Genomic DNA, 21,640 nt, shown 5'->3' on the forward strand with positions numbered 1-21,640 from the left:
AGTGACCTGATTGATTTTATGATGTTATAACGGGGCCATAAGCTGGTATGCTGGCGCTGCGCCTCCCACTTTTTTCTTTTATATTGGATACCCCTCATGTTCACTTGCGATGTCGCCTCTATCTATATCACGCCGCTACCGCTGTTTGCCAAAACGCTGTCTCGAGAGTTGGTCGGTACGGCGACCTCTGATAGCGAGTCCACTGATCAACTGCTGCTGGGCATCCCTGAGTGGCTGGCGCAGATCAACGACGACATCAGCCGTGCGCTTGATCGCGGGGTCAGTATCCGCCAGCTGGTCACGGCACGTGCCTGCGCTATTGATGGTTTGCTGACGGCGCTGTTTAACTGGTTTGAGCTTGATCAGACTGAGCTTGCTTTGTTTGCCACTGGCGGCTATGGACGCGGTGAGCTGTCGCTGTATTCTGATGTTGATATTTTGCTACTGTCTCCTGATGAGATTGATGCCGATGCCAGCGATAAGATTGATAAGCTGGTGGCGATGCTGTGGGATGTGGGTCTTGAGCCTGCGCTATCGGTACGCAGTATTGATGACTGCTTAGAGGCGGCGCAGGATCATACGGTCGCCAGTGCACTATTAGAGGCGCGGCTCTTGACGGGTAATGAAGCGCTGACAGACACCCCTTGCGATGTGGTCAATCAGTTATGGTCACAGCGCTCGTTTTATGATGTCAAAATCGAAGAAGCACGGGCGCGCTATCTACAACACAATGCGACCGAGTACAATCTTGAGCCAAACATCAAAACTGCCCCTGGTGGCCTACGTGACATTCATATCATCGGCTGGGTCACCAAGCGCTATTTTCGCGTGGGTAAGCTCTATGACTTGGTACAACAAGACTTTTTGACCGAAAAAGAGTTTGATGAGCTCAACTTTGCCGAAGCGTATTTGTGGCAGATTCGCCATTACTTGCATGAACTGACAGGGCGCAATGAAAATAAACTACTGTTTGACTACCAACGCGAGATTGCTCAGCGTATGGGCTATGAGCCTCAACCTGATGACGAGCCAAATGCAGCGGTCGAGCGCTTTATGTGTGACTATTATCGCTGCGCAATGAAAATATCGACCCTCTCTGAGATGCTCATCAATCACTACTATGAGACCATCATTGAGCCGCAACTGCCCGATGGCGAAAAGCCCAAAAAACACACGCTAAACGCGCATTTTAATCAAATTGGCGATCAAATTGCCATGGCGCATCACCGCGTCTTTGCGCAGCATCCTGATGCCATCTTAGAGATGTTCTTGCTGATGGGTCAGCATGGCATCAAAAACATTCGCACACGCACCTTACGCGCGCTGAAGATTGCTGCTCGCGGTATCGATCAGACCTATCGTGACAACCCTGAGCATCAAGCGCTGTTTTTGGCCAACCTCAAAGAACAAAACTACTTGTTCCACCGCCTACGTGCGATGAACCGCTATGGCGTGCTCGGTAACTATATTCCTGCGTTTGCACAGGTCACTGGGCTGATGCAGTATGATTTGTTTCACCGTTATACGGTCGATGCGCATACGCTGTTTTTGATTCGGATTTTGCACCGTTTTACCGATCATCGTTTTTATCAAGATTTTCCGCTGGTCAGCGCCATTTTTCAGCGTATTGAGCGCAAAGAGATTTTGGTATTGGCTGCGATGTTCCATGATATTGCCAAAGGCCGCGGCGGCAATCACAGCGAGCTTGGCGAAACTGAGGCCATCGAGTTTTGTTTGACCCATGGTATGAGCCGCGCGGATGCCAACTTGGTCGGCTGGCTGACACGCTATCACTTGCTGATGTCGATGACGGCGCAGAAGAAAGACATCTCAGACCCTGAGGTGGTGACCTATTTTGCTGACTTGGTGGGCAACGTCACCCACCTAAATCATCTGTATGTACTGACAGTGGCCGATATGAACGCGACCAACCCGCAGCTATGGAACAGTTGGCGCGCCACCTTGATGAAACAGCTGTATTCACAAACGCGGCGCATCTTGCGCGCCGATATCGACGCGCCCACCAACCGCCAAGATATGATCAGTGCCACCCGCAAACAAGCGCTTGAGATGCTTGATAACGTCGACAACCAGCACATGAACCGCGAAGAGGTACTGATGCTGTGGGACGACTTGGGCGATGAGTATTTTTTACGCGAGATTACTGAAGATATCTTATGGCATACCGAAGCGATTTTGAACCATCCACCGATTGGCCGTGCCTCAAACGCCGACAGCCCGCCGCTGGTGGTGCTGCGTGAGCATCGCGAGCTGGCGCTGGATGCGGTGCAGGTTTTCGTCTATACCCAAGATCAGGCCAATCTGTTTGCCGTTACCATGGCCGTGTTTGACCAGATGAATTTGGATGTACTGGATGCGCGTATCATCACCGCGACCCGCGACTTTGCGTTAGACTCTTATGTCTTGCTCGATCGCAGCGGCACGCTGCTTGAGGACACAGACTCTCAAGAAGAGCTCAAAGCGCGCTTGATTGATGCTTTCAAAAACCCAGCATCACCCAAAGTGACGTACAAACGCATTCCGCGTCAGCTCAGACATTTTGATGTACCAACCCAAATCAGCTTTGAGTTTAATGATGCCTCAAACCAGCACATTCTAAATCTGCAAACGCTTGATCAGCCGGGACTACTGGCACGGGTGGGACAGATATTTTTGCAGCAAAGTATCGAGGTGCATGCGGCGCGCATCACCACGCTTGGCGAGCGTGCAGAAGATATGTTTTATATCAGTGACCAACATGATCAGCCACTCTCTGAGGCCAAACTTGAAACGCTAAAAACGGCACTGACTGCCAGTTTGCAAGCGCGTAATGAGGGCAACTATACCTAAAAGTATGAGAGAAGTAACGGGCGCGGCTAGAACACCGCGCTTTTATAAATCATATGGTTGGCATATGGAACCAGATCATCATCTGCCAACTCGGGTGGTAGGGCTTGTACCTCAACTTGGTTTTGACCAAGTAGTAGCCGCCCTGCATCAACTTCTTTTTGCAACAAACACTGCAAACTGGAGAGGCGCAGCTGTGCGTGATAGCGGTGATAAATGTCTTGTAACGAGATAGGCGCATGGGCATGAACATCTGGAAAAATACTGTCCGCTGCCAAAATATACATCTCCTGCAGCGCCTCTTCACTAGCCACAATCGCATCATCGATTTTTTGTTGAATGCGGTTGGCAAAGCGGCCCTTATTAAACAGCAAACCGATAAAGATCAAGGTTTGTGCCCCAAAGATTACCAAATAGTGCCACAGTGACAACTGGACACCCAAAAAACGATCAATCAGCATCAGAACAATAGCGACAATGACATAGCTGACCAACTGCCACAGCAGCCACATGATAAAGCTATTATCACCAAACCAAAACAAAGACTGCTCTTCAAGCGTGGTCAACTGTTGTCGTGCTTGCCACCAGTATTCCTCACGGTGCTGCAGCTGCTCATAAAATGCAGTGCGCTTGTCATTATCATCAGAAAAAATAGGCATCTCTAATATCCCTGCAATAACGTGCTAGTATCAACATGGCAGTTATTACTGTTATTATTATGGTTTAAACGCTATGATTGATAAAGCAAACGACTTCTTTGACGTCACCTCAAGGCAAGCGCACAAGCAGTAGCAGACAGCTCTTAGTATGGTTAATAACGGTCATGTGTCACATGAGAAAAGGCAGACTTGTATCGGAAAGTGCCAATCACATCATGGCTTAGAAACTGAGAAAGAGGGTACTGTCAGGTATGAGAAGAAAAGACAAAAAATAAGAGAAATGCTACACTTCTGGTTTGTATTTTTTCGTTATCACTTTATTATCATCTACTTATTATAGTTACCACACTTATGAATCACAACTTGGATCAACTGCATCCCTACCCCTTTGCAAAGATGTCAGCACTGCTTGCCAACAGCACGCCAGCCCCCGAATACTCTACAATTAAGCTGGGTATTGGCGAACCAAAACACACGCCGCCTGCTTTTGTACTGGACGTAATACACGAAAACTTGGACAAAATAAGTCGTTATCCCACCACTAATGGCACCTTTGAGCTGCGTCAAGCCATTGCCCATTGGCTTGAGCGGCGCTTTTTTTTGCAGCACGTCAGTGCTGAACGTGAAGTATTGCCAGTGATGGGCACGCGTGAGGCGATCTTTAGCTTCGTACAAGCGGTCGTCGATCATGGTGATGAGCAGGCGCAGCCAGTGGTCGTCATGCCCAATCCGTTTTACCAAATTTATGAAGGCGCGGCCATCTTGGCAGAGGCGACACCGTATTTTGTGCCCTGCAGCGCCGACAACGGGTTTAAAGGAGACTATAGCACTGTACCTGCCAAGGTCTGGGAAAACACTCAGCTGCTCTTCGTTTGTAGCCCAAACAACCCGACAGGATCAGTAATGACCATGGAAGACTGGGAGCAGCTGATTCGTCTCTCTGATCGATACGGTTTTGTGATTGCCAGCGATGAGTGCTACAGCGAGCTGTATTTTGATGAAGCGCCTATCGGGCTACTACAAGCCTGCGCCGCCCTTGGTCGCAACCATTTTAAAAATTGTGTGGTGTTCCACTCGCTATCCAAACGCTCAAACTTACCAGGATTGCGCTCAGGCTTTATCGCAGGTGACGCCGCCTTACTCAAGCCGTATTTGCAGTATCGCACTTATCAAGGCTGCGCCATGCCGATACCGCATCAGTTGGCCTCGATTGCCGCTTGGCAAGATGAAGCACATGTGGCAGTCAACCGCGCTCTGTATAAAGAAAAGTTCGCCTTATGGATGGCGGAGCTGGGCGAGCTGCTTGAGCTGCGCATGCCTGATGCTGGGTTTTATTTTTGGATAAAAGCACCTGCTCAGTTCGATCATGATGATGAGCAGTTTGTCAAAGCGCTCTATGAACAGGCCAATATTCACGCACTTGCAGGCCGTTACTTGTCACGTGAGGTCGATGGGTACAATCCAGGCGCAGGCTATGTGCGTATTGCGCTGGTCGCCAGTGTTGAGGAAAGCCGCGAGGCCATCAATCGTATCCGCAAACTATTAGCGGCATAAGCAGCTGCTAATAGTCCTAATACCTATACAATATCCAAACCTCTAATAACCACATTAATATAATGGTTATTAGAGGTTTTTTGCATCAATAGTGCTATAGTAACGTTTCTACTGCAAAATAGGCCATCAAGGATGATGCCATGCCCCAGCTTGATTTTACCCAGCCCCCGTTTGATGTTCTTAGCGTAGCCGAACGCCTGAGCCTTAGAAAACATACCCAAGTGCGCTATCTCGCTACAGGCGAATCCTTGCCTGCCGCTGAGTTGTGCGATTTTTTTGTGGTGATCAAAGGCCGTATCGAGCAGCGAGTAGCTACCACTACATTGGCTACAGATACTGACGCAGACACCGCTTTGGATACTGAGTTTGTCGCCGCCTATACTGGTAGCAGTCATGCAGAATCATCTAATGGCAACGATTGGTTTGACAGTCGTCGCCAGCCTGAAGGGGTAGATAAAAAAACAGACATCCCGCCCACTTATCACTATATCGCCCGTGAAGACACCTTGCTGTTGCAAGTAGAAGGTACAGCGATCGATCGGCTCAGCGCACAAAACCATCTGGTACGTGAGCTGCTGTCTGATAAGCTGCCCGAGCGTCTCAAAGCGCTGCGGCGCAATCGACATCATAGAGGCCGCACGACTGCGGCCGCCAATGATGCCGCGCAGCAAGAAGTACAGCAAATCATGCTGCAACCTGTGACAGATATTCAGTTGCTGCCCGTCCAAACCATCGATGCCGACAGCACGCTGTATCAAGCGGCCAAAATCATGACCGAGGCAGGCATCAAACATGTATTGGTACGCCAAGCTGCCACAATCGCAGCGCCTATCGACCCCGTTAACAATACTGCCGCCACCAACCACACGCGCCCATCACATCGAGGCAACAGTTTACTGGGCATTTTGACTGATACGGACATTTGCCGCGCCATCAGTGAGGCACAAGACCCACATACCACCCCGTGCCATGCCTATACCTGTTTTACGTTGCGCACTATCGATGCTGAGCATGACATTGGTGATGCACTCCTTGCCATGACTCGCTACCGCGTCCACCGGCTGCCTGTTTTGGATCGTCAAGGGCAAGTGATGGGGATTTTGGGTCAAAGCAACTTGCTTGCGCACATTGGTCATCACTCACAGCTGATCAGTACCGAGATTGAGCAGGCGGTCGATATCGGCAGCTTGCATAAGGCGGTAGATCTGATCGGTCGCTATATCCGTACTCAGCAGCAAAACGGGGTCAAAATCAGCATCGTTAGCCGTATGGTACAAACGCTCAACGTGCAAGTATTTACCAAGCTTTGGCAACTGATCGTCCCCGACACGGTACTGGCGCACACCTGCGTCATCGTCATGGGCTCGGAGGGGCGCGGCGAGCAGATCATGCGCACCGATCAAGATAACGCCTTGATTATCCAAGATGGCTTTTCACATCCTGAGCTGGCGCAGTACGCCCATACCTTTAACCAGCATTTGGCGACGCTCGGCTATCCCCTTTGCGATGGCAATATCATGATGAGCAATCCCCTATGGCGGCTGTCCATTAGTGACTTTAAGACGCAAATCAGTATGTGGTTTCGCAATACCGATCCGATGCACAGCATCTATTTGTCCGCGCTACTCGATGGTGAATACGTGTGCGGTGACGAGACGCTGCTGACACAGTTACGCGAGCATTTGCAGTACGCGCATCGCCAAGCCGACCCCATGTTTGTACGCCAGTTTGCGCGCGCCGCACTACAGTTTGGCGAGATCAATCAATGGTGGCAAAAGTTCGCGCCGCTACTGGGCAAATCCAGCCATCCTGATATTGACTTAAAAAAGGCAGGGATTTTTCCGCTGGTACATGGTATCCGCGCTCTAGCACTAGAGCACGATATCCTGCATGTGTCCAGCACCAAAGGCCGACTCAAAGCATTGGTACAAGTACAGGCATTAACCGCAGAGCGCGCTGAAACCCTCTATGAAGCCTTGGCCTTTTTTATGGCGCAGCGTTTGGCAGTCGCGCTTATTACCGAAGACAAGCATGCACGGCAAGTGGATCCCACCACCTTATCGGCGCTTGAGCGCGATGTGCTCAAAGAGTGTCTGGCAGTGGTCAAAAGCTTTAAGGCGCAGCTGCGCCAGCATTATCAGCTTGAGATAGCGTAACCGATGAGGATGCAACCATGAGTATGACGCGCCAGCTGTGGGCGCAGTGGCAACAGCGCAAACTGACGCGTCCAGCACTGGCATCGATGTTTGTGCCGCCTGATGCTGAGCGCTGGGTAGCCATTGATTGTGAAATGACAGGCCTCAATCCCAAGCAGCATCACTTGCTCTCGGTCGCGGCCATTCATATTAATGGCAATCATATTGATACCCGTAGCGGTCTGCATTTGATTTGCAAGCCACCTGTGATGCCTGATCGTGACACCATCGTCATCCATGGCCTGCGTACGGCGGATGTCGAACACGGTATGCATTATGATGATATGCTGGCATTGTTGCTACCGTTTATAAACAATCGACCAATCGTTGGATTCTGCCCGCAAATTGATACGGCATTTTTAAACCCTTTGGTTAAGCGCTATATGGGTACTCCACTGCCCAACACGGCGATCGACATCCGCGCGCTGTATAGTCGGCGCATGGGTAACCGCACCGAGGGCGTACTCAGTCAGTCGCAGCAGCTGACTCATATTTTAGCGCACTATGGCATCCCTGATCTGGGCGCGCACGATGCGTATCAAGACGCCTTGACGACGGCCATGGCATTTTTGCACATGCGCTAAACACCGCCACTTGAGCCTGATAAGTACACCATGGTCACTGCGCACCTGTATGGAGTCATGGTATGATAGGCGGTTTTTATTCTCTCATATTAGACCCAGTATGCCTCTTTTCGCTTCTGCCCACGCCTCACACCGTCTGTCACGATTGACCTCATTATTGCTCGCCAGCAGTGTGATGATGCTGCCAATGGTCGCCCCTAGCGCGCATGCTGCCCTACCTGATAGCATACAAAGCGCCCTTACCCGCGCAAACTTAACCCCAGCAGATATCAGTATTTTGGTGACGCCTGTCGGTGATCAGCACATCAGCCGTTTGCCAGCGTCCGTGCCTGTATTGGATCGCAGTGAGGCAGTAACCACTGATGATAGTGTCCCAAGCAATACTGATACAGATACGGCGAGCGTCGCCCCTGTCATCAAACAAGAAGTGGCCGAACAAGAGCGCGAGCTGCATCGGCTTACCGATGACGCTTATACTTACCAAAGTCTTGAGGGCGCGCCTGATGAGTTATCTGTCGCGCAACCGCAAACGGCTGCTACTCAGCCGCCAGCAGACCCCACTGCTGATCCCCACGCTACTAGCACGCACAAAGCCGCGCCCTTACTCAGCCATCATCCTGATATAGCGCGCACGCCTGCCAGTACCATGAAGCTGGTACCGACCTTTATTGCATTAGATACCTTGGGTGCAGATTTTGTATGGCACACGCGCGCGTATCATACAGGTATGATTATTGGCGATCAGCTGCATGGCGATTTGATCATTCAAGGCAGCGGTGACCCAAAGATGACGCACAATCGCTTACAGCAACTGCTGTACCAAGTGCAGCAAGCGGGCATTCGCCATATTGATGGTGACATCATCGTAGATAGTAGTATTTTTGAGTCGGTGAGCAAAGATCCTGCCGCCTTTGACAACGCACCGCTGCGGCCTTACAACGCCAGTCCCGATGGGTTTTTGGTTAATTTTAGCAGCATGGCCATTCATAGCTGGCCTGTACAAAACCAAACCGCGGCGCTGACCTATGCGCCCAATTTGGCCGATTATGAGCTGCCCAGCAAGATTGGCACGCGCGATGCCAGATGCAGCTCAGCGCGTTACAGTATTGCACCCCAGTGGCAGTCGAATAAGCTGACCCTTGGTGCCAACCTGCCAGCCAGTTGCGGCGAGCATCTCTTTTATGTCGCCTATCCTGATGCCAAAGATTTTGCCGCACGCGTATTGGCCGATAAATGGCAACAACTGGGCAACACGTTAAGCGGCACGGTTATCACTCAAGAGACGCCATATCAGGTGACTGCCAAACCCAACAAACAAGGCCTGAATGCGCTACCGATATCAGCGCTACCCATTGCCAGCTATCCATCGCATAACCTGACCCAGCAGATTTATGATATCAATCATTTTTCCAATAACGTCATGACGGAGCAAGTGGCATTATCCATCGGTGCTTATGACAGCAGCGAGGCCGTCACTATGCCTGCTAAATATGCCGCGCAAAACGCCACCAGCTTATATCACTATCAGCCGCTGCATACCGACTACCCTGCGGCACTACAGCGCATCAACCAATGGTGGCAGACACATTTGACCACTCCGCCGCCGCACCTAACCAATGGCTCAGGGCTGTGCCGCGACTGCACCATTAGTGCCGCCAACCTCAGCGAGCTACTCGGTTATGCCTATAGCCAGCCAGACTTTGAGGCGTATGTAGACTCGCTTGGGGTGGCAGGCGTGAGTGGAACCATTGCTACCCATAGCCAGAGATTACCTGAGTCAGCAGCCATTGGCCGCGCGTGGATAAAAACAGGCACACTGAGTAACGTGACCTCGATGGCAGGCTACGTCAAAGGACAATCAGGTCAGGACTATACAGTCGTCGGTATGATCAATACCGATCAGGCGTTGAACCCCTATACAGCACGGCCAGTGCTGGATGCGATGCTGGATTGGACCGCGCAGCAATAACATGTGGCTTGCGGCAAGATTACCAGTAGACCACCCAAACAGCACCCTCTATCTCGCCGCTCTTTTATCTTCTGTATTTTTACCTAAGGTTGTTATGTCTCGTTATTCTTTCAAACCCCAAGCCAGCCCAGCATCTGCTACGACACTGCATAAGCAAAAGTCCCTCACACGCTATGCGGGCTTTTTTGCGATCGGCTACGTGCTTGCCAGTGTGCTGTTTATGCTGGTACAGGCTCAGTTGCCCTTAAACCCGCAACTGGTCACTGTCTTGTCTGTCGTGGTTGGCGCGTATATCGCGGTACACAAATTTGTAAAACATCATCAGCGAGCGCTGAGCAGTACTGAAATCAACCGTGTCAGTATTGGCGGCACCATTGCCGTTTGGCTACTAACGCTTCTATACTTTTTGGGATTATGGCTCTGGCTGTTTGATGCTGCCAGTCGCGAGGTCTTATTTGAAATGACCATGCAGCAGCCCTTACCGCTGGTTGCGGCGCTGGTCATGATGTTACTGCTCAGCGCCATCAGTGCGCGCGTGGCAATTTGGGCGATGAACCGATTACTCACCCCCAAGTAACCTGTGGCCCAAGCCTGTTTGTCATGACCACTGTGTTTGTCTTGGTCAAGATATTACAAACTGTTGCGACGCTGCCGCTGATAATCCGTTACGATGACAGATGTTGATTACTTTTTATCGCGACGAGCGCAAGGAATAACTATGGACACCATCTTTTTTGACAACATCGATAAGCTTGGACGCATTGTACTCACGACATTTATGGTCTATGTGCTCATCGTCAGCATCACCAAAATATCAGGCAAACGCTCTACCTCTCAGCTGAACAACTTTGACTGGGTGGTCACGGTAATGATCGGCTCGCTGGGTGCCAGTACCATCTTACTCAAAAACATTCCTTTTATCGAAGGTGGTGCTTCGATTGTTACCTTGTATGTGCTGCAGTTTTTGGTCACCAAATACGCCTCAATTTCACCGCAGTTTAGTACCGTGATCTTATCTGATCCGCGTATTGTATTTTATCAAGGGCAATTTTTACCCGATGCCATGCGTGCTGAGCGCCTGACCCGTCAAGAAATGGAGTGTGCCATGCGTGCTGATGGCGTTCACAACTTGGATGAGGTCGAAGCCATTATTTTTGAATCCGATGCCAAGCTGACCATTATGAAAAAACAGGACAATACCAGCCGTAGCGATGAGCTGTGTGACACACTGGTACCGTTATCAAATGACAACTGAAACCGTAAAATCTCAAAACAGCCATCGCAAAATCAAGTAAAATACGCCCATTTGTAGCGTCTGCGTACGTTTGGTCTCTGGTACAGACAAGCGCAATATAGAGGACATATGGTATGAAAGCACGGCTATTGACCGTTGGTAACAAGATGCCCAGCTGGGTAGAGAGTGGATTTAAAGAGTATTATAAACGCATCCAACCCATGCTCAGTACCGAGCTGGTGGAGCTGGCAGCAGCCAAACGTGCCAAAAATCCCTCAGATGCCAATCTGGCACAGTACCGTGAGCAAGAAGGCCAAACCATATTGGCCGCACATGCGACTGCCGCGCGTGAGCAGCTGTGGGTGCTGGATGTCAAAGGCAAAATGATGTCTACCGAATCCCTCGCAGACAAACTGGCAGACGCCATGCAGCAAGGCGATGACATTGCCTTGGTGATTGGCGGTGCGGATGGCGTATCACAAGAAGTGCTGGCCAAAGCCGATGTCAAGTGGTCACTGTCCGCCTTGACCCTGCCACATCCGTTGGTGCGCGTGGTACTGATGGAGCAACTGTATCGCGCGATGAGTATTAACAATAACCACCCTTATCATCGGGGTAATTAAGCGTCATTGCTCTATTACTATCTACCGCATCATCATAAAAATATCATGACAACGTATTGGCACGCTTATTTTATGCTTAACAATTTGTCGCTTGGCAATTCATCACGAATGGATTGAAAAACCCGCGCGCGCCCTAATAAACGACAGATGACCTACTCAAATCACGCTCATAGCGATACTCCCTCGACGCGCCCGCCTGCGCGCACCCGTACTGCTGCACCGATAACAGGGGCAGCGGCATGGAGCGAGTCGCCTGCCGCCTTAAAAAATGCCGCGACTTTGCCTGCACTGTTTATCTCGCACGGCGCACCCACACTGGCGACCGAACAGTCGGCCACCACCAGCGCCCTGTCGCGTATTGGGCACAACCTGCCAACACCGCGCGCGATCGTCATCATGTCGGCGCACTGGCTATCAGCCAAGCTGGAAATCAGTAGTAACCCCAAGCCCAAAACGTGGCATGATTTTTCAGGTTTTGACCCTGAGCTGTATCGGTTGCAATACCCTGCCGCAGGACATACCCCGCTTGCAGAATCCTTAGCACAGCAGCTGACTGCGCGCGATATTACCTGTAGTATCAATCCCTTACGCGCCAGCGACCACGGCGTATGGGCACCGCTCACTCACATGTACCCGCAAGCTGACATTCCGATCGTGCAAGTGTCCTTGCCACGTCATTATGACAGCAACGCCTGCTATCAGTTGGGCGCGCAGCTGGCGGCGCTGCGTCATGAGCAAATCTTAGTCATTGGCTCAGGCAGCATCACCCACAACCTACGGGCATTACGTTGGCAAGCAGAAAGTATCGATGCGGTCGCCCGAGACTTTAAACACTGGCTGCTACAACACCTCAAAACCGATGTTCCTGCCGCGTTAGACTGGCAGCAGTATCCCAAATTTCGTGACGTTCATCCCAGCGACGAGCACCTCTTGCCGCTGTTTTTTGCGCTTGGCACAGGTCAGCGCGTCTCTGTGGTGCATGAAAGCATGGCACACCACAGCTTAGGGATGGATATTTACCGCTTTGATTGATCGCGCCGTTTTATCCGCGCCGTTTTATCAAGGTAACGTTGTTTTTATAACATTTTCTGTTTGAGCCTACGCGTCAACCAAAAAAGCAGGCGGGGTAAACCATCCCGCGCGCTCGATCTCGCCTGCGAGGCTAAACAGTGTCTCCTCATCATTCATACGCCCGATCAGTTGCATACCGATAGGCAAACCCTTTTTGCTAATGCCCATGGGCACTGACATCGCAGGCAAACCCGTGACATTGCCCAGCATGGTAAATGCCATTTTGCTAAACACAGGGTGGCTGAGCTTTTCAATCATACCTGAACCAAAGATATGCTTACCGACATTGATGCCTTTGTTTAACAAGCCCACACCGTACATGGCACTTTCTTCAAATACATTTGGCGGCAGCACGCCATGCTTGACGGCAGGCGTGGGCACGGTTGGGCACAAAATCATATCGTAATCGCAAAGCAGCTTACCTGTCTGATACTGACTCTCATGCCAGCCCTGTTTGGCCTTGATCAAATCAGGCGCTGACAATGAACGTCCCAGCATCGCCATATTATAAGTTTGCGGTTCAAGGTTTTTGACATGCGCCGCCCCATAACACTCCTCAATATTTTTGATGGTAAAGGCGGTATGCGCGCACACGATGGTCAAAAAGTCTCGCCAAAAACGCTCAATATCAATCACAGGCTCCGCCAGAACCACTCGATGCCCCATCGATTCCAACCGTTTGGCGGTCTGCTCTAAGACCGCCAGTACCTCTTTATCTACTACCGTATTGGCAACCAATGGCTGCTTGTGTAGCGCGATGGTCAGTGGTCTCGGCGCACGCAGCGCCGCTTCCAAAAACGTGCCTTTAGGTGGCGCAATCACATAAGGCGCGCCCAGTTCAGCACCGCTGGTGGCATCGAGCATCGCCGCACTATCACGCACGCTGCGCGTGATCACATGGTCAGCCACTGCTCCATCCCACCCTTCGCCCATCAGTGGCCCTAATGGATTGCGGCCGCGACTGGGTTTGAGGCCAAACACGCCGCACCATGCCGCAGGAAAACGAATGGAGCCGCCGCCATCGCCAGAGCCCGCCATCGGTACGATACCACTGGTCACTGCCGCCGCGCTGCCCCCTGATGAGCCACCAGTGCTGTAACCATGCTTAAAAGGATTGTGCGCCGCGCCATAGGCTTTTGGCTCGGTGGTAATGATCAAGCCCAGCTCAGGGGTATTGGTTTTGCCAAAGGTATTGACGCCAGTGGCTTTCATCCGTTTGACGATCTCACTGTCAAACTCGCTGATGATATGAATACTGCGGCTACCCATGGTCAGTGGCTCGCCAGCAAAGCTAAAAGACAAGTCTTTGAGCAAATACGGCACGCCAGTGAATGCAGCATGGGGCAGCTCTGCTTGCGCTGCTGCATAAGCACGCTCATCAAAACGGTGGATGATGGCGTTGAGTTTTGGATTGACGCGATTAGCAGTAGCAATGGCAGCATCAAGCAATTCTTTGGCACTGACTGCTTTGGCGTTGACCAGCGCCGCCAAGCCAAGCGCATCGTATTGGGTATATTCTTTAAACATAGTTGCGTATCCACAGCGGTTGGGCGAACCCAGAGGGTTGGTATCAGGGCAGTAACGTATTTTTGACCCTAGACGCCATATCAGCGCCTGAGCGAATCGTGTTTATTGTGGTTATCACTGTTATTATTTTTCCATAAATGATCAAGCGGTACTGCGTTTGTTTTGCACTATTTTTGTGACGCGGCATCATGCTGTGCAGTGTATAAAATCAGCATGACAACATGACGATATACAAACGACAGGCATAAAAAAAGCGAGACACCATTTGCGCTCGCTTTTTTTGAGATTACATTCTGCTATACCAGCAATTCACGCTTGCCGCTTTTACCCATTGAACTGACCAGTCCCGCCTCTTCCATCGAATCGACGATACGCGCAGCACGGTTGTAACCAATGCTAAACTTGCGCTGGATACTAGAAGCCGATACTTTGCGCGTCTCCATGATAAAGGCGACCGCATCATTATATAGATCGTCATCTTCACCAGACGCATTGGCTGTACTACCGCCAGGGCTGGTCAGCTCAAAATTGCCCGCCATGTTATCAATATAATCAGGCGCGCCGCGCTCACGCCACGCATCACAGACGCGGTTCACCTCTTCATCACTGACATACGCGCCGTGGACGCGGTCAGGCTCGATTTGACCCGGCCCTAAGAACAACATATCGCCGTTACCCAGCATGTCCTCAGCACCGCCGCTATCCAAGATGGTGCGCGAGTCTACTTTTGAGTTAACCCGTAACGCCGCACGCACTGGAATATTGGCTTTGATCAAACCCGTAATCACATCAACAGACGGACGCTGAGTGGCGAGCATCAAATGAATACCTGCTGCACGCGATTTTTGCGCCAAACGGGTGATTAATTCCTCGGCCTGCTTACCGACCTGCATGATCATATCGGCAAACTCGTCGGCGACAATGACGATCATGGGTAAGGTTTTTAGCTTTGGTGCTTGGTCGATACTGACGCTGTCATTGGGTCGCCACAGCGGATCTATCATTGGCTTGCCTGCTTTTTCAGCGGCGCGCACTTTTTTATTAAACTCATTGAGCTTACGCACTTTAAGCAAGCTCATCAACTGATAACGGCGCTCCATCTCTGCCACACACCATGACAAGCTGCTGGCGGCTTCGGTCATGTCAGTCACCACTGGGGTCAATAGATGCGGAATATCATTGTAATTGGCCAGCTCCAATTGTTTTGGATCAATCAGGATCAAACGCAGCTCATTGGGCGTATATTTGAGCAGCATTGACAGCAGCATGGCGTTCACCAGTACGGATTTACCTGACCCTGTCGTCCCTGCAACCAACATGTGCGGCGCACGCGCAAGGTCGGTGATGATAGGTTTGCCGCCGATATCTTTGCCCATCGCCATGCTGATTTGGGCTTTGGGATCTTTGTAGGTATCCGTGTTTAACAGCTCAATCAAGCGCACCATTTCGCGCTTTTTATTGGGAACTTCGATACCAATATAAGGCTTGCCGGGGATGACCTCGACCACGCGCAATGAGGCCATGGATAAAGAGCGCGCCAAATCTCGCGAGATGCCCGTGACTTTGCTGGCCTTCACGCCTGCTGCCAGCTCTACCTCAAAGCGGGTAACCACAGGGCCGGGGATGGCATTGACCACCTGTGCTTTGACATTGAACTCTTGTAATTTAATCTCAAGCAGGTCAGACAACTGCTCAAGCTCAGCAACGGTATAGCTTGGTTTACGATCAGGATCAGGCGTGTCCAAAATAGACAGCTCAGGAATGGGGGTTAACTTGGCACGATAGGCGGCGGTTTGCATGGACCGTGAGCGACTGCTAAAGGCCGCATCATCATGGATATCAGGCATGATCGGTGCATCATCTTCTGGCATCATATCGGCAATATGATTGCTGGCATCACCTTCTGGCACTGCAAAACTCATGGTTGGTTTTTTACGCGTGTCAGTCGCCGTGTCGCCGTGCTCAGGTTTGATACTCTCTACCTGATGGCTATTGGCTGCTGCCCTTGGTACGGCCTTTGGATCGGTCGGCGGCGTATTGGTCGGCGTCATACTGGGCATGTCATCTGTAGGTGACTCAGCTACTTCAGGTATCTCAGGTGGCAAAGTAATGCGCCGTGCTGGGCGGGTACTGGCGACTGGTGTCTCTGCTCCCTCGGTTGCATCAACAGGCGCAGCATCAGACACTTTAGTGTCGTACGCTTCTATGTTGACACGTGATTTCTTTGCAACCGGTGACTGACGTTCGGTGTCGTCGGTGTCAATTATCGCTTCATCTGATGCGGTAGATACAGGCAGGATACTGTCAGCGGCATGCGCTTCGGCCACACTGTGATTTTCTGCCAGCCATGCGTCAGCCAGCTCGTTGATATCAGCACTACCTGCGACGTCCTGAGCTGCCTTGTTTTGAGCTACCTTGTCTTGACTTTCTGTATCGTAGACAGGCGTATCATTGGCATCATTATGACGAAGCACTTCATTGATAAAGTCGGTATTGGCCGCCTTGCTTGCAGCAGGTATGACTGGGGCTGGGCTATGCGTATCAGGATGGTGCTCGCTGGCCAGCAAATCATCAACAGTACTCGCATCATTCCATGCAAAGCTTGGCTCTACTTTTTGGACAGGCACTGGGGCAGGCTTGGCTACCGTGCTGGTGGTTTTTTGAGGGGTAACAGGTTCTGACGCTGCCATACTTTCAGCGGAATAACTGGCCGCTGCAGTGGCCTCTTCCTCAGCGGCAACGGTTGACTTGGTGCTCGCTTTCAAGCCTGATTTACTTAAAAAATCGGTCAAGGCATTACCAAAACGAGCACTGGTGTCCACAGTCGCGGCTGTTTCACCAGCAGGCTGTAGCGCTAATGGCAACTGTTGTTGGTCGCTATCAGGTTGATTTGATGGTGCTTTGCTGCCTTTTTTCTTCTTGGTGGCAGCTTTACTGCTTACCTCCTTCGCGGCTGGGGTATCGCCTTCATCGATATCATCATTAGATTGTAGCCCTGAACCCAGCCATGACAAATCAGTGATGCGGTCATAAAGCGCCAGCCAATGAATATTAAAGGCAAAGGTGGCGGTAATGATCACAAAAAACGTTAAAAACAGCACACTGCCCCACTGGGTCAACAACTGCGCCAACCGAACCTGTAGCTCAAGGCCAATAATACCGCCTGCAACCCCTTCAAGTGGCGTGGTCGCAGGGTCAGCGATGTGCTGCCATAACGCAGTCAGCTGCGCAAACAGCGCACTAGCGCTTAATATCAAAAACACATAAGCAATGAGTCGCAGCAGCCAAAAAGTCGGCTTGGTCTCCCACCAAATCAGTACCGACTCATAAACCAAGTAAACCAAAAGCCACCACGCGCCAAAGCCAAAAAAGCGATACAGCAAATCAGACAGCCACGCACCCATGGCTCCGCCCATATTGTTGATGGTAGTCATATCACTGCTGATGTGTGACCAGCTGGGATCATTACCCGTATAGGTCAGCAAAATGACAAACAGATAAACTGCCAGTATTACCCCAAGGACGGTAAAAATCCCTTTTTTCAAATATTCAATAAGCGGTGCTGATATCACGTAGAATCTGCCTTGTTATCCATACTAGATTGTCGTCCACGCATGACTAGCCCTAATCATGCTGACATAAAGTTATACAGCGAAGTGTTCATTATAAGGTATATAGCAGGCAACTTATGACGTAAAATACACACTCGGCGCTTCGCAAAAGCTGGTGATTATTGTCGATTAAGTCGTCTATTTTATCACCAGAATAACTTCCTATAATAACAAATACATAGGTCAGCTGGCGACTGTGTTTGCAATAAAGCGCGTAAGAAAATATAACGATGTGCGATAACTGAGTATCAAGTGTTAAATACCCCATCGCGGCGATGTTCAAGAGTCATTTAGGTTAAAAATGTGCCCGAATAAAGGGACTGTTGTGCAGCGACTTGACACTTTGCGCACCTGTGCCCCTCGTAACAATCGTATGCACTTTGATTGTCTTGATATCGGTGTTTATTTTAGCAAACTTGCGCTTTTAGCACTCAGCCCTTATGTTAGTATCACACTTCATAAATCCGTGCGCCATGACGGATGCTTTCATCTGATGATGCATGGCACTAATGACACCGCCAACGCGATAAGCGGTCAACATTTGATGTTTGTATGGGTGGTAATATTGGGTATATTTTCCCAAGCGCCTGTTTACCCCATACGCTACTTTTAATAACACATTATTTTTAATAATAAGGAACCACTATGGCAACTGATAACCTCAGTCCTCGTCACGAAAAACTGATTATTTTAGGCTCAGGGCCTGCAGGCTACGCCGCGGCGGTCTATGCTGCACGTGCCAACCTCAAGCCAGTCATGGTTACCGGCTTACAAGTCGGCGGTCAGCTGACCACCACCACTGAAGTGGACAACTGGCCTGGCGATGCACACGACCTGACTGGCCCTGCCCTCATGGATCGTATGAAAGCGCATGCCGAACGCTTTGGTACTGAGCTGGTTTATGACCATATCAATGACGTCGACTTGAGCAAACGTCCTTTTACCCTAACGGGCGATAATGGCAGCTACACTTGTGATGCGCTGATCATTTCAACAGGCGCTTCTGCCCAGTACTTAGGCCTTGAGTCTGAAGAAAAATTCAAAGGGCTTGGCGTCTCTGCTTGTGCCACTTGTGATGGCTTCTTTTATAAAGACCAAAAAGTAGCGGTCATCGGTGGTGGTAACACAGCGGTCGAAGAAGCGCTGTATTTGTCTAACATCGCCGCTGAGGTGACCTTGGTGCATCGCCGTGACAGCCTGCGCTCAGAAAAAATCTTGCAAGACAAGCTGTTCGAGAAAGCCAAAAACGGCAATGTCAAAATCGAATGGAACCATCAGGTCAAAGAAGTGGTCGGCGATGACATGGGCGTTAATGGCGTGGTCATCGAATCCACCACCGATGGCAGCACCAAAACGCTTGACGTGTTTGGCATGTTTGTTGCTATCGGTCACAAACCCAATACCGACCTATTCGCCGAGCAGTTGAATATGAAAGATGGCTACATTGTGGTCAACAGTGGCTTAAGTGGCAATGCCACCCAAACCAGCATTGAAGGCGTCTTTGCGGCAGGAGACGTGGCTGACCATGTCTACCGTCAAGCCATCACCTCTGCGGGTACTGGCTGTATGGCTGCCCTCGATGCCGAAAAATATCTTGATGCCCTTGGTGAGACCGTCGCCTCTGACCACACCTACGCTTCAACCTTGACTGCCGATCAAGAGGACTGAGTGGACGACTTTTCTGCTGACAACGACCCAGCGGCTATCGATACGTTTATCGGTAGCAGTGCGACGATCTCGCCTGACGCCTTAGCCCGCCTTGGACGTTATGACTTTCCTGCGCCTGCGGATATTGATCCTCAAGGCACAGGGCTGGTCGCTGTCGGTGGCGACTTAGCTATCGACACCCTGCTCTCAGCATACGCGCGCGGCTTGTTTCCATGGTTTAATGCCGATGAGCCCATCGCGTGGTGGTGCCCTGATCCGCGCTGCATCATGCTACCAGCCGACTATCAGCCAAGCAAATCGCTGCGCCGTCAAGCCAAAAACTCACGCTGGCAGCTGACACTCAATCAATCGTTTGATGCGGTGATTCATGCTTGTAGCTTGCCGCGTAGCGACAGCTTAGCTGATGGCGATCATACGTGGATTCATAACGAGATGATTGAGGCATATACTCAGCTGCATGCAGCTGGCTTTGCGCACAGTATTGAAGTTTGGGATGAGCAAGGCGCGCTGGTTGGCGGCTTGTATGGCCTAAAGATTGGCAACATTTACTTTGGCGAGTCCATGTTTCATCAGGCTACTAACGCATCAAAGCTTGCATTTTGGGGGCTAATGCGTTTGTGCGTACAAAGCGAAGTGGCACTGGTTGACTGCCAGTTACCCAATCCGCATTTGATGAGTTTGGGTGCGGTAACCATGCCGCGTGCTGAGTTTCTCACCCAGCTGACCCAGCTAATAAGCAGTCACTCTGTCAAATGGCATCCTACCTCTCACAGACCATTAGCAGTATCACTTCTTGATACAGTAGCGCCTTGGCAGCGCCTATGATGATGGTTCGCACAACTGACAAACAACGAGGCCTTTATGGCGCTTGATGATTCATTTTTATTAATTGGCGCGTTGGCAGCACAGGCCAACACGACCAAAGATACGGTGCGGCATTATGAGCAGCTAGGGCTGCTTAAGTCACGTAAGCGTCAGGCAGGCTCACGCTTATATACTGAGTTTCATCCTGAGTGTGTCGAGCGTATTGAATTGATCAAAAGCGCCCAAGCGATTGGCTTTACGCTCACTGAGATTAAAAATAGCTTAAATGATTATTACGATGGTCAGTTAGATATTGATTTACAGCTCATGTTGACTCAGCAAAAGCTGGCACAGGTCAAAAAGCAACAGTCCAACATCAACATGATGGTCGAGTTACTGAGTGAACGCATCGACATTCTTATGCAAATGCAGGCAGATAGTGATTATCAACCAGATATTGAAGTCTGCAAAAAAACCATACCCTGACAGTCAAAACGACAAGGCTATTTTATATCTTCTGGCCGCCCTCTTTTTTAGCCTACCCTATCAATCAGATTTTTGCACTGTTACCCAGTGTACTCATGCTGCATGATTAGCGCGTCAACTGCTGGCTGATGTGCTGATTGGTAATAACCTTTGCGCTTATGGATGATTCGAAACGCTTGCTGCTCATACAGTGCTATTGCGGCATGATTGTCCGCGCGCACCTCTAACAGCAAACTACTCACATTTTTCGCCTGTAGCGTATCATGTAGCGCTGCAAACAGTAGCGAGGCAATGCCTTGACGCTGATGAATCTGCGACGTCCCAATACGCAATATTTCGGCTTGATCAAAAATAACCTGATACAGACAGTAGCCCACCACCTCATCATTACTACCCGTCGCCACCGACAGCCATACACTGTCCTGCGCCATCATGTCTTCGATAACAGCAACAGACCACGCATCATTAGGCTGAACAGCAGACTCTATCTCGGCCGCCGCACGAACCATATCCGCGTGCGCGATCGCCGCTGCCGACAAAGTATCTATCTTAAACATATTGCACCTTTAATCACTGTAAATAGGCATAGATCTGAACAAAAAAAGCCGTCCTCAATGAGGACGGCTCTTTTATTTACTAACTCATAAGCTCATTACTGAGACTTATGGATTAGTTCAATACGTTAGCAACAACACCAGCGCCTACAGTACGGCCGCCTTCACGAATTGCAAAGCGAAGACCTTTGTCCATAGCGATTGGGTGGATAAGCTCTACGCCCATCTCAACGTTATCACCAGGCATGACCATC

General features: G+C 50.5%; 17 protein-coding genes. 12 read left to right on the plus strand and 5 right to left on the minus strand.

What is annotated here, in order from left to right:
* Nucleotides 1-96: 96 nt before the first annotated feature.
* Complete coding sequence (gene glnD, locus ACFI32_RS06095; protein WP_462625619.1) at nucleotides 97-2,850, plus strand: [protein-PII] uridylyltransferase; 2,754 nt, start codon at nucleotides 97-99, stop codon at nucleotides 2,848-2,850.
* 26 nt (nucleotides 2,851-2,876) lie between these two features.
* On the opposite strand, the gene ACFI32_RS06100 is transcribed toward glnD, so the two are convergent.
* Nucleotides 2,877-3,506, minus strand: a complete 630-nt coding sequence (locus ACFI32_RS06100) for a hypothetical protein (RefSeq protein WP_462625620.1) — start codon at nucleotides 3,504-3,506, stop codon at nucleotides 2,877-2,879.
* 351 nt (nucleotides 3,507-3,857) lie between these two features.
* Here ACFI32_RS06100 and dapC point away from each other — a divergent pair, with 351 nt between their 5' ends.
* The 8 genes from dapC to ACFI32_RS06140 all read left to right on the plus strand — a co-directional run bounded on the left by dapC (nucleotide 3,858) and on the right by ACFI32_RS06140 (nucleotide 12,697).
* The gene (gene dapC / locus ACFI32_RS06105; protein WP_462625621.1) at nucleotides 3,858-5,060 is read left to right on the plus strand and encodes a succinyldiaminopimelate transaminase; all 1,203 of its coding nucleotides are present in this window, start codon (nucleotides 3,858-3,860) and stop codon (nucleotides 5,058-5,060) included.
* Between the two features lie 140 nt (nucleotides 5,061-5,200).
* Nucleotides 5,201-7,216 carry a DUF294 nucleotidyltransferase-like domain-containing protein gene (locus ACFI32_RS06110; protein WP_462625622.1) on the plus strand — a complete coding sequence of 672 codons (2,016 nt, stop codon included), beginning with the start codon at nucleotides 5,201-5,203 and terminating at the stop codon, nucleotides 7,214-7,216.
* A 17-nt stretch (nucleotides 7,217-7,233) separates the two neighbouring features.
* The gene (locus ACFI32_RS06115) at nucleotides 7,234-7,839 is read left to right on the plus strand and encodes a 3'-5' exonuclease (protein ID WP_462625623.1); all 606 of its coding nucleotides are present in this window, start codon (nucleotides 7,234-7,236) and stop codon (nucleotides 7,837-7,839) included.
* A 100-nt stretch (nucleotides 7,840-7,939) separates the two neighbouring features.
* A complete protein-coding gene (locus tag ACFI32_RS06120; protein ID WP_462625624.1) occupies nucleotides 7,940-9,808 on the plus strand; it encodes a D-alanyl-D-alanine carboxypeptidase/D-alanyl-D-alanine-endopeptidase in 1,869 nt (622 codons plus the stop codon).
* A gap of 94 nt (nucleotides 9,809-9,902) precedes the next feature.
* The gene (locus ACFI32_RS06125) at nucleotides 9,903-10,385 is read left to right on the plus strand and encodes an ABZJ_00895 family protein (RefSeq protein WP_462625625.1); all 483 of its coding nucleotides are present in this window, start codon (nucleotides 9,903-9,905) and stop codon (nucleotides 10,383-10,385) included.
* 141 nt (nucleotides 10,386-10,526) lie between these two features.
* Entirely contained in the window at nucleotides 10,527-11,063 is a 537-nt protein-coding gene (locus tag ACFI32_RS06130) for a DUF421 domain-containing protein (protein ID WP_462625626.1), read from the plus strand.
* Between the two features lie 113 nt (nucleotides 11,064-11,176).
* The gene (gene rlmH / locus ACFI32_RS06135) at nucleotides 11,177-11,665 is read left to right on the plus strand and encodes a 23S rRNA (pseudouridine(1915)-N(3))-methyltransferase RlmH (RefSeq protein ID WP_462625627.1); all 489 of its coding nucleotides are present in this window, start codon (nucleotides 11,177-11,179) and stop codon (nucleotides 11,663-11,665) included.
* Nucleotides 11,666-11,812: 147 nt separating this feature from the next.
* The gene (locus tag ACFI32_RS06140) at nucleotides 11,813-12,697 is read left to right on the plus strand and encodes a DODA-type extradiol aromatic ring-opening family dioxygenase (protein WP_462625628.1); all 885 of its coding nucleotides are present in this window, start codon (nucleotides 11,813-11,815) and stop codon (nucleotides 12,695-12,697) included.
* A gap of 66 nt (nucleotides 12,698-12,763) precedes the next feature.
* On the opposite strand, the gene ACFI32_RS06145 is transcribed toward ACFI32_RS06140, so the two are convergent.
* Together ACFI32_RS06145 and ACFI32_RS06150 are read right to left on the minus strand one after the other, a co-directional pair.
* Nucleotides 12,764-14,263 carry an amidase gene (locus ACFI32_RS06145; RefSeq protein ID WP_462625629.1) on the minus strand — a complete coding sequence of 500 codons (1,500 nt, stop codon included), beginning with the start codon at nucleotides 14,261-14,263 and terminating at the stop codon, nucleotides 12,764-12,766.
* A 296-nt stretch (nucleotides 14,264-14,559) separates the two neighbouring features.
* Nucleotides 14,560-17,835, minus strand: coding sequence for a DNA translocase FtsK (locus ACFI32_RS06150; RefSeq protein WP_462625630.1), 3,276 nt, complete (start codon nucleotides 17,833-17,835; stop codon nucleotides 14,560-14,562).
* 684 nt (nucleotides 17,836-18,519) lie between these two features.
* On the opposite strand from ACFI32_RS06150, the gene trxB reads away from it, so the two are divergent.
* Genes trxB through ACFI32_RS06165 form a run of 3 tightly spaced genes read left to right on the plus strand, consistent with a single transcriptional unit; the run spans nucleotide 18,520 to nucleotide 20,832 of the window.
* Complete coding sequence (gene trxB / locus ACFI32_RS06155) at nucleotides 18,520-19,542, plus strand: thioredoxin-disulfide reductase (protein ID WP_462625631.1); 1,023 nt, start codon at nucleotides 18,520-18,522, stop codon at nucleotides 19,540-19,542.
* 36 nt (nucleotides 19,543-19,578) lie between these two features.
* Nucleotides 19,579-20,367 carry a leucyl/phenylalanyl-tRNA--protein transferase gene (gene aat, locus ACFI32_RS06160; RefSeq protein ID WP_462625644.1) on the plus strand — a complete coding sequence of 263 codons (789 nt, stop codon included), beginning with the start codon at nucleotides 19,579-19,581 and terminating at the stop codon, nucleotides 20,365-20,367.
* Between the two features lie 36 nt (nucleotides 20,368-20,403).
* Nucleotides 20,404-20,832, plus strand: coding sequence for a MerR family transcriptional regulator (locus ACFI32_RS06165; protein ID WP_462625632.1), 429 nt, complete (start codon nucleotides 20,404-20,406; stop codon nucleotides 20,830-20,832).
* 80 nt (nucleotides 20,833-20,912) lie between these two features.
* On the opposite strand, the gene rimI is transcribed toward ACFI32_RS06165, so the two are convergent.
* A complete protein-coding gene (gene rimI, locus ACFI32_RS06170; RefSeq protein ID WP_462625633.1) occupies nucleotides 20,913-21,389 on the minus strand; it encodes a ribosomal protein S18-alanine N-acetyltransferase in 477 nt (158 codons plus the stop codon).
* A gap of 112 nt (nucleotides 21,390-21,501) precedes the next feature.
* On the minus strand, nucleotides 21,502-21,640 hold a 139-nt coding region (locus ACFI32_RS06175; RefSeq protein ID WP_462625645.1), incomplete at its 5' end, for an EF-Tu C-terminal domain-related protein.

It is taken from the genome of Psychrobacter sp. PSi21, from assembly GCF_054960615.1.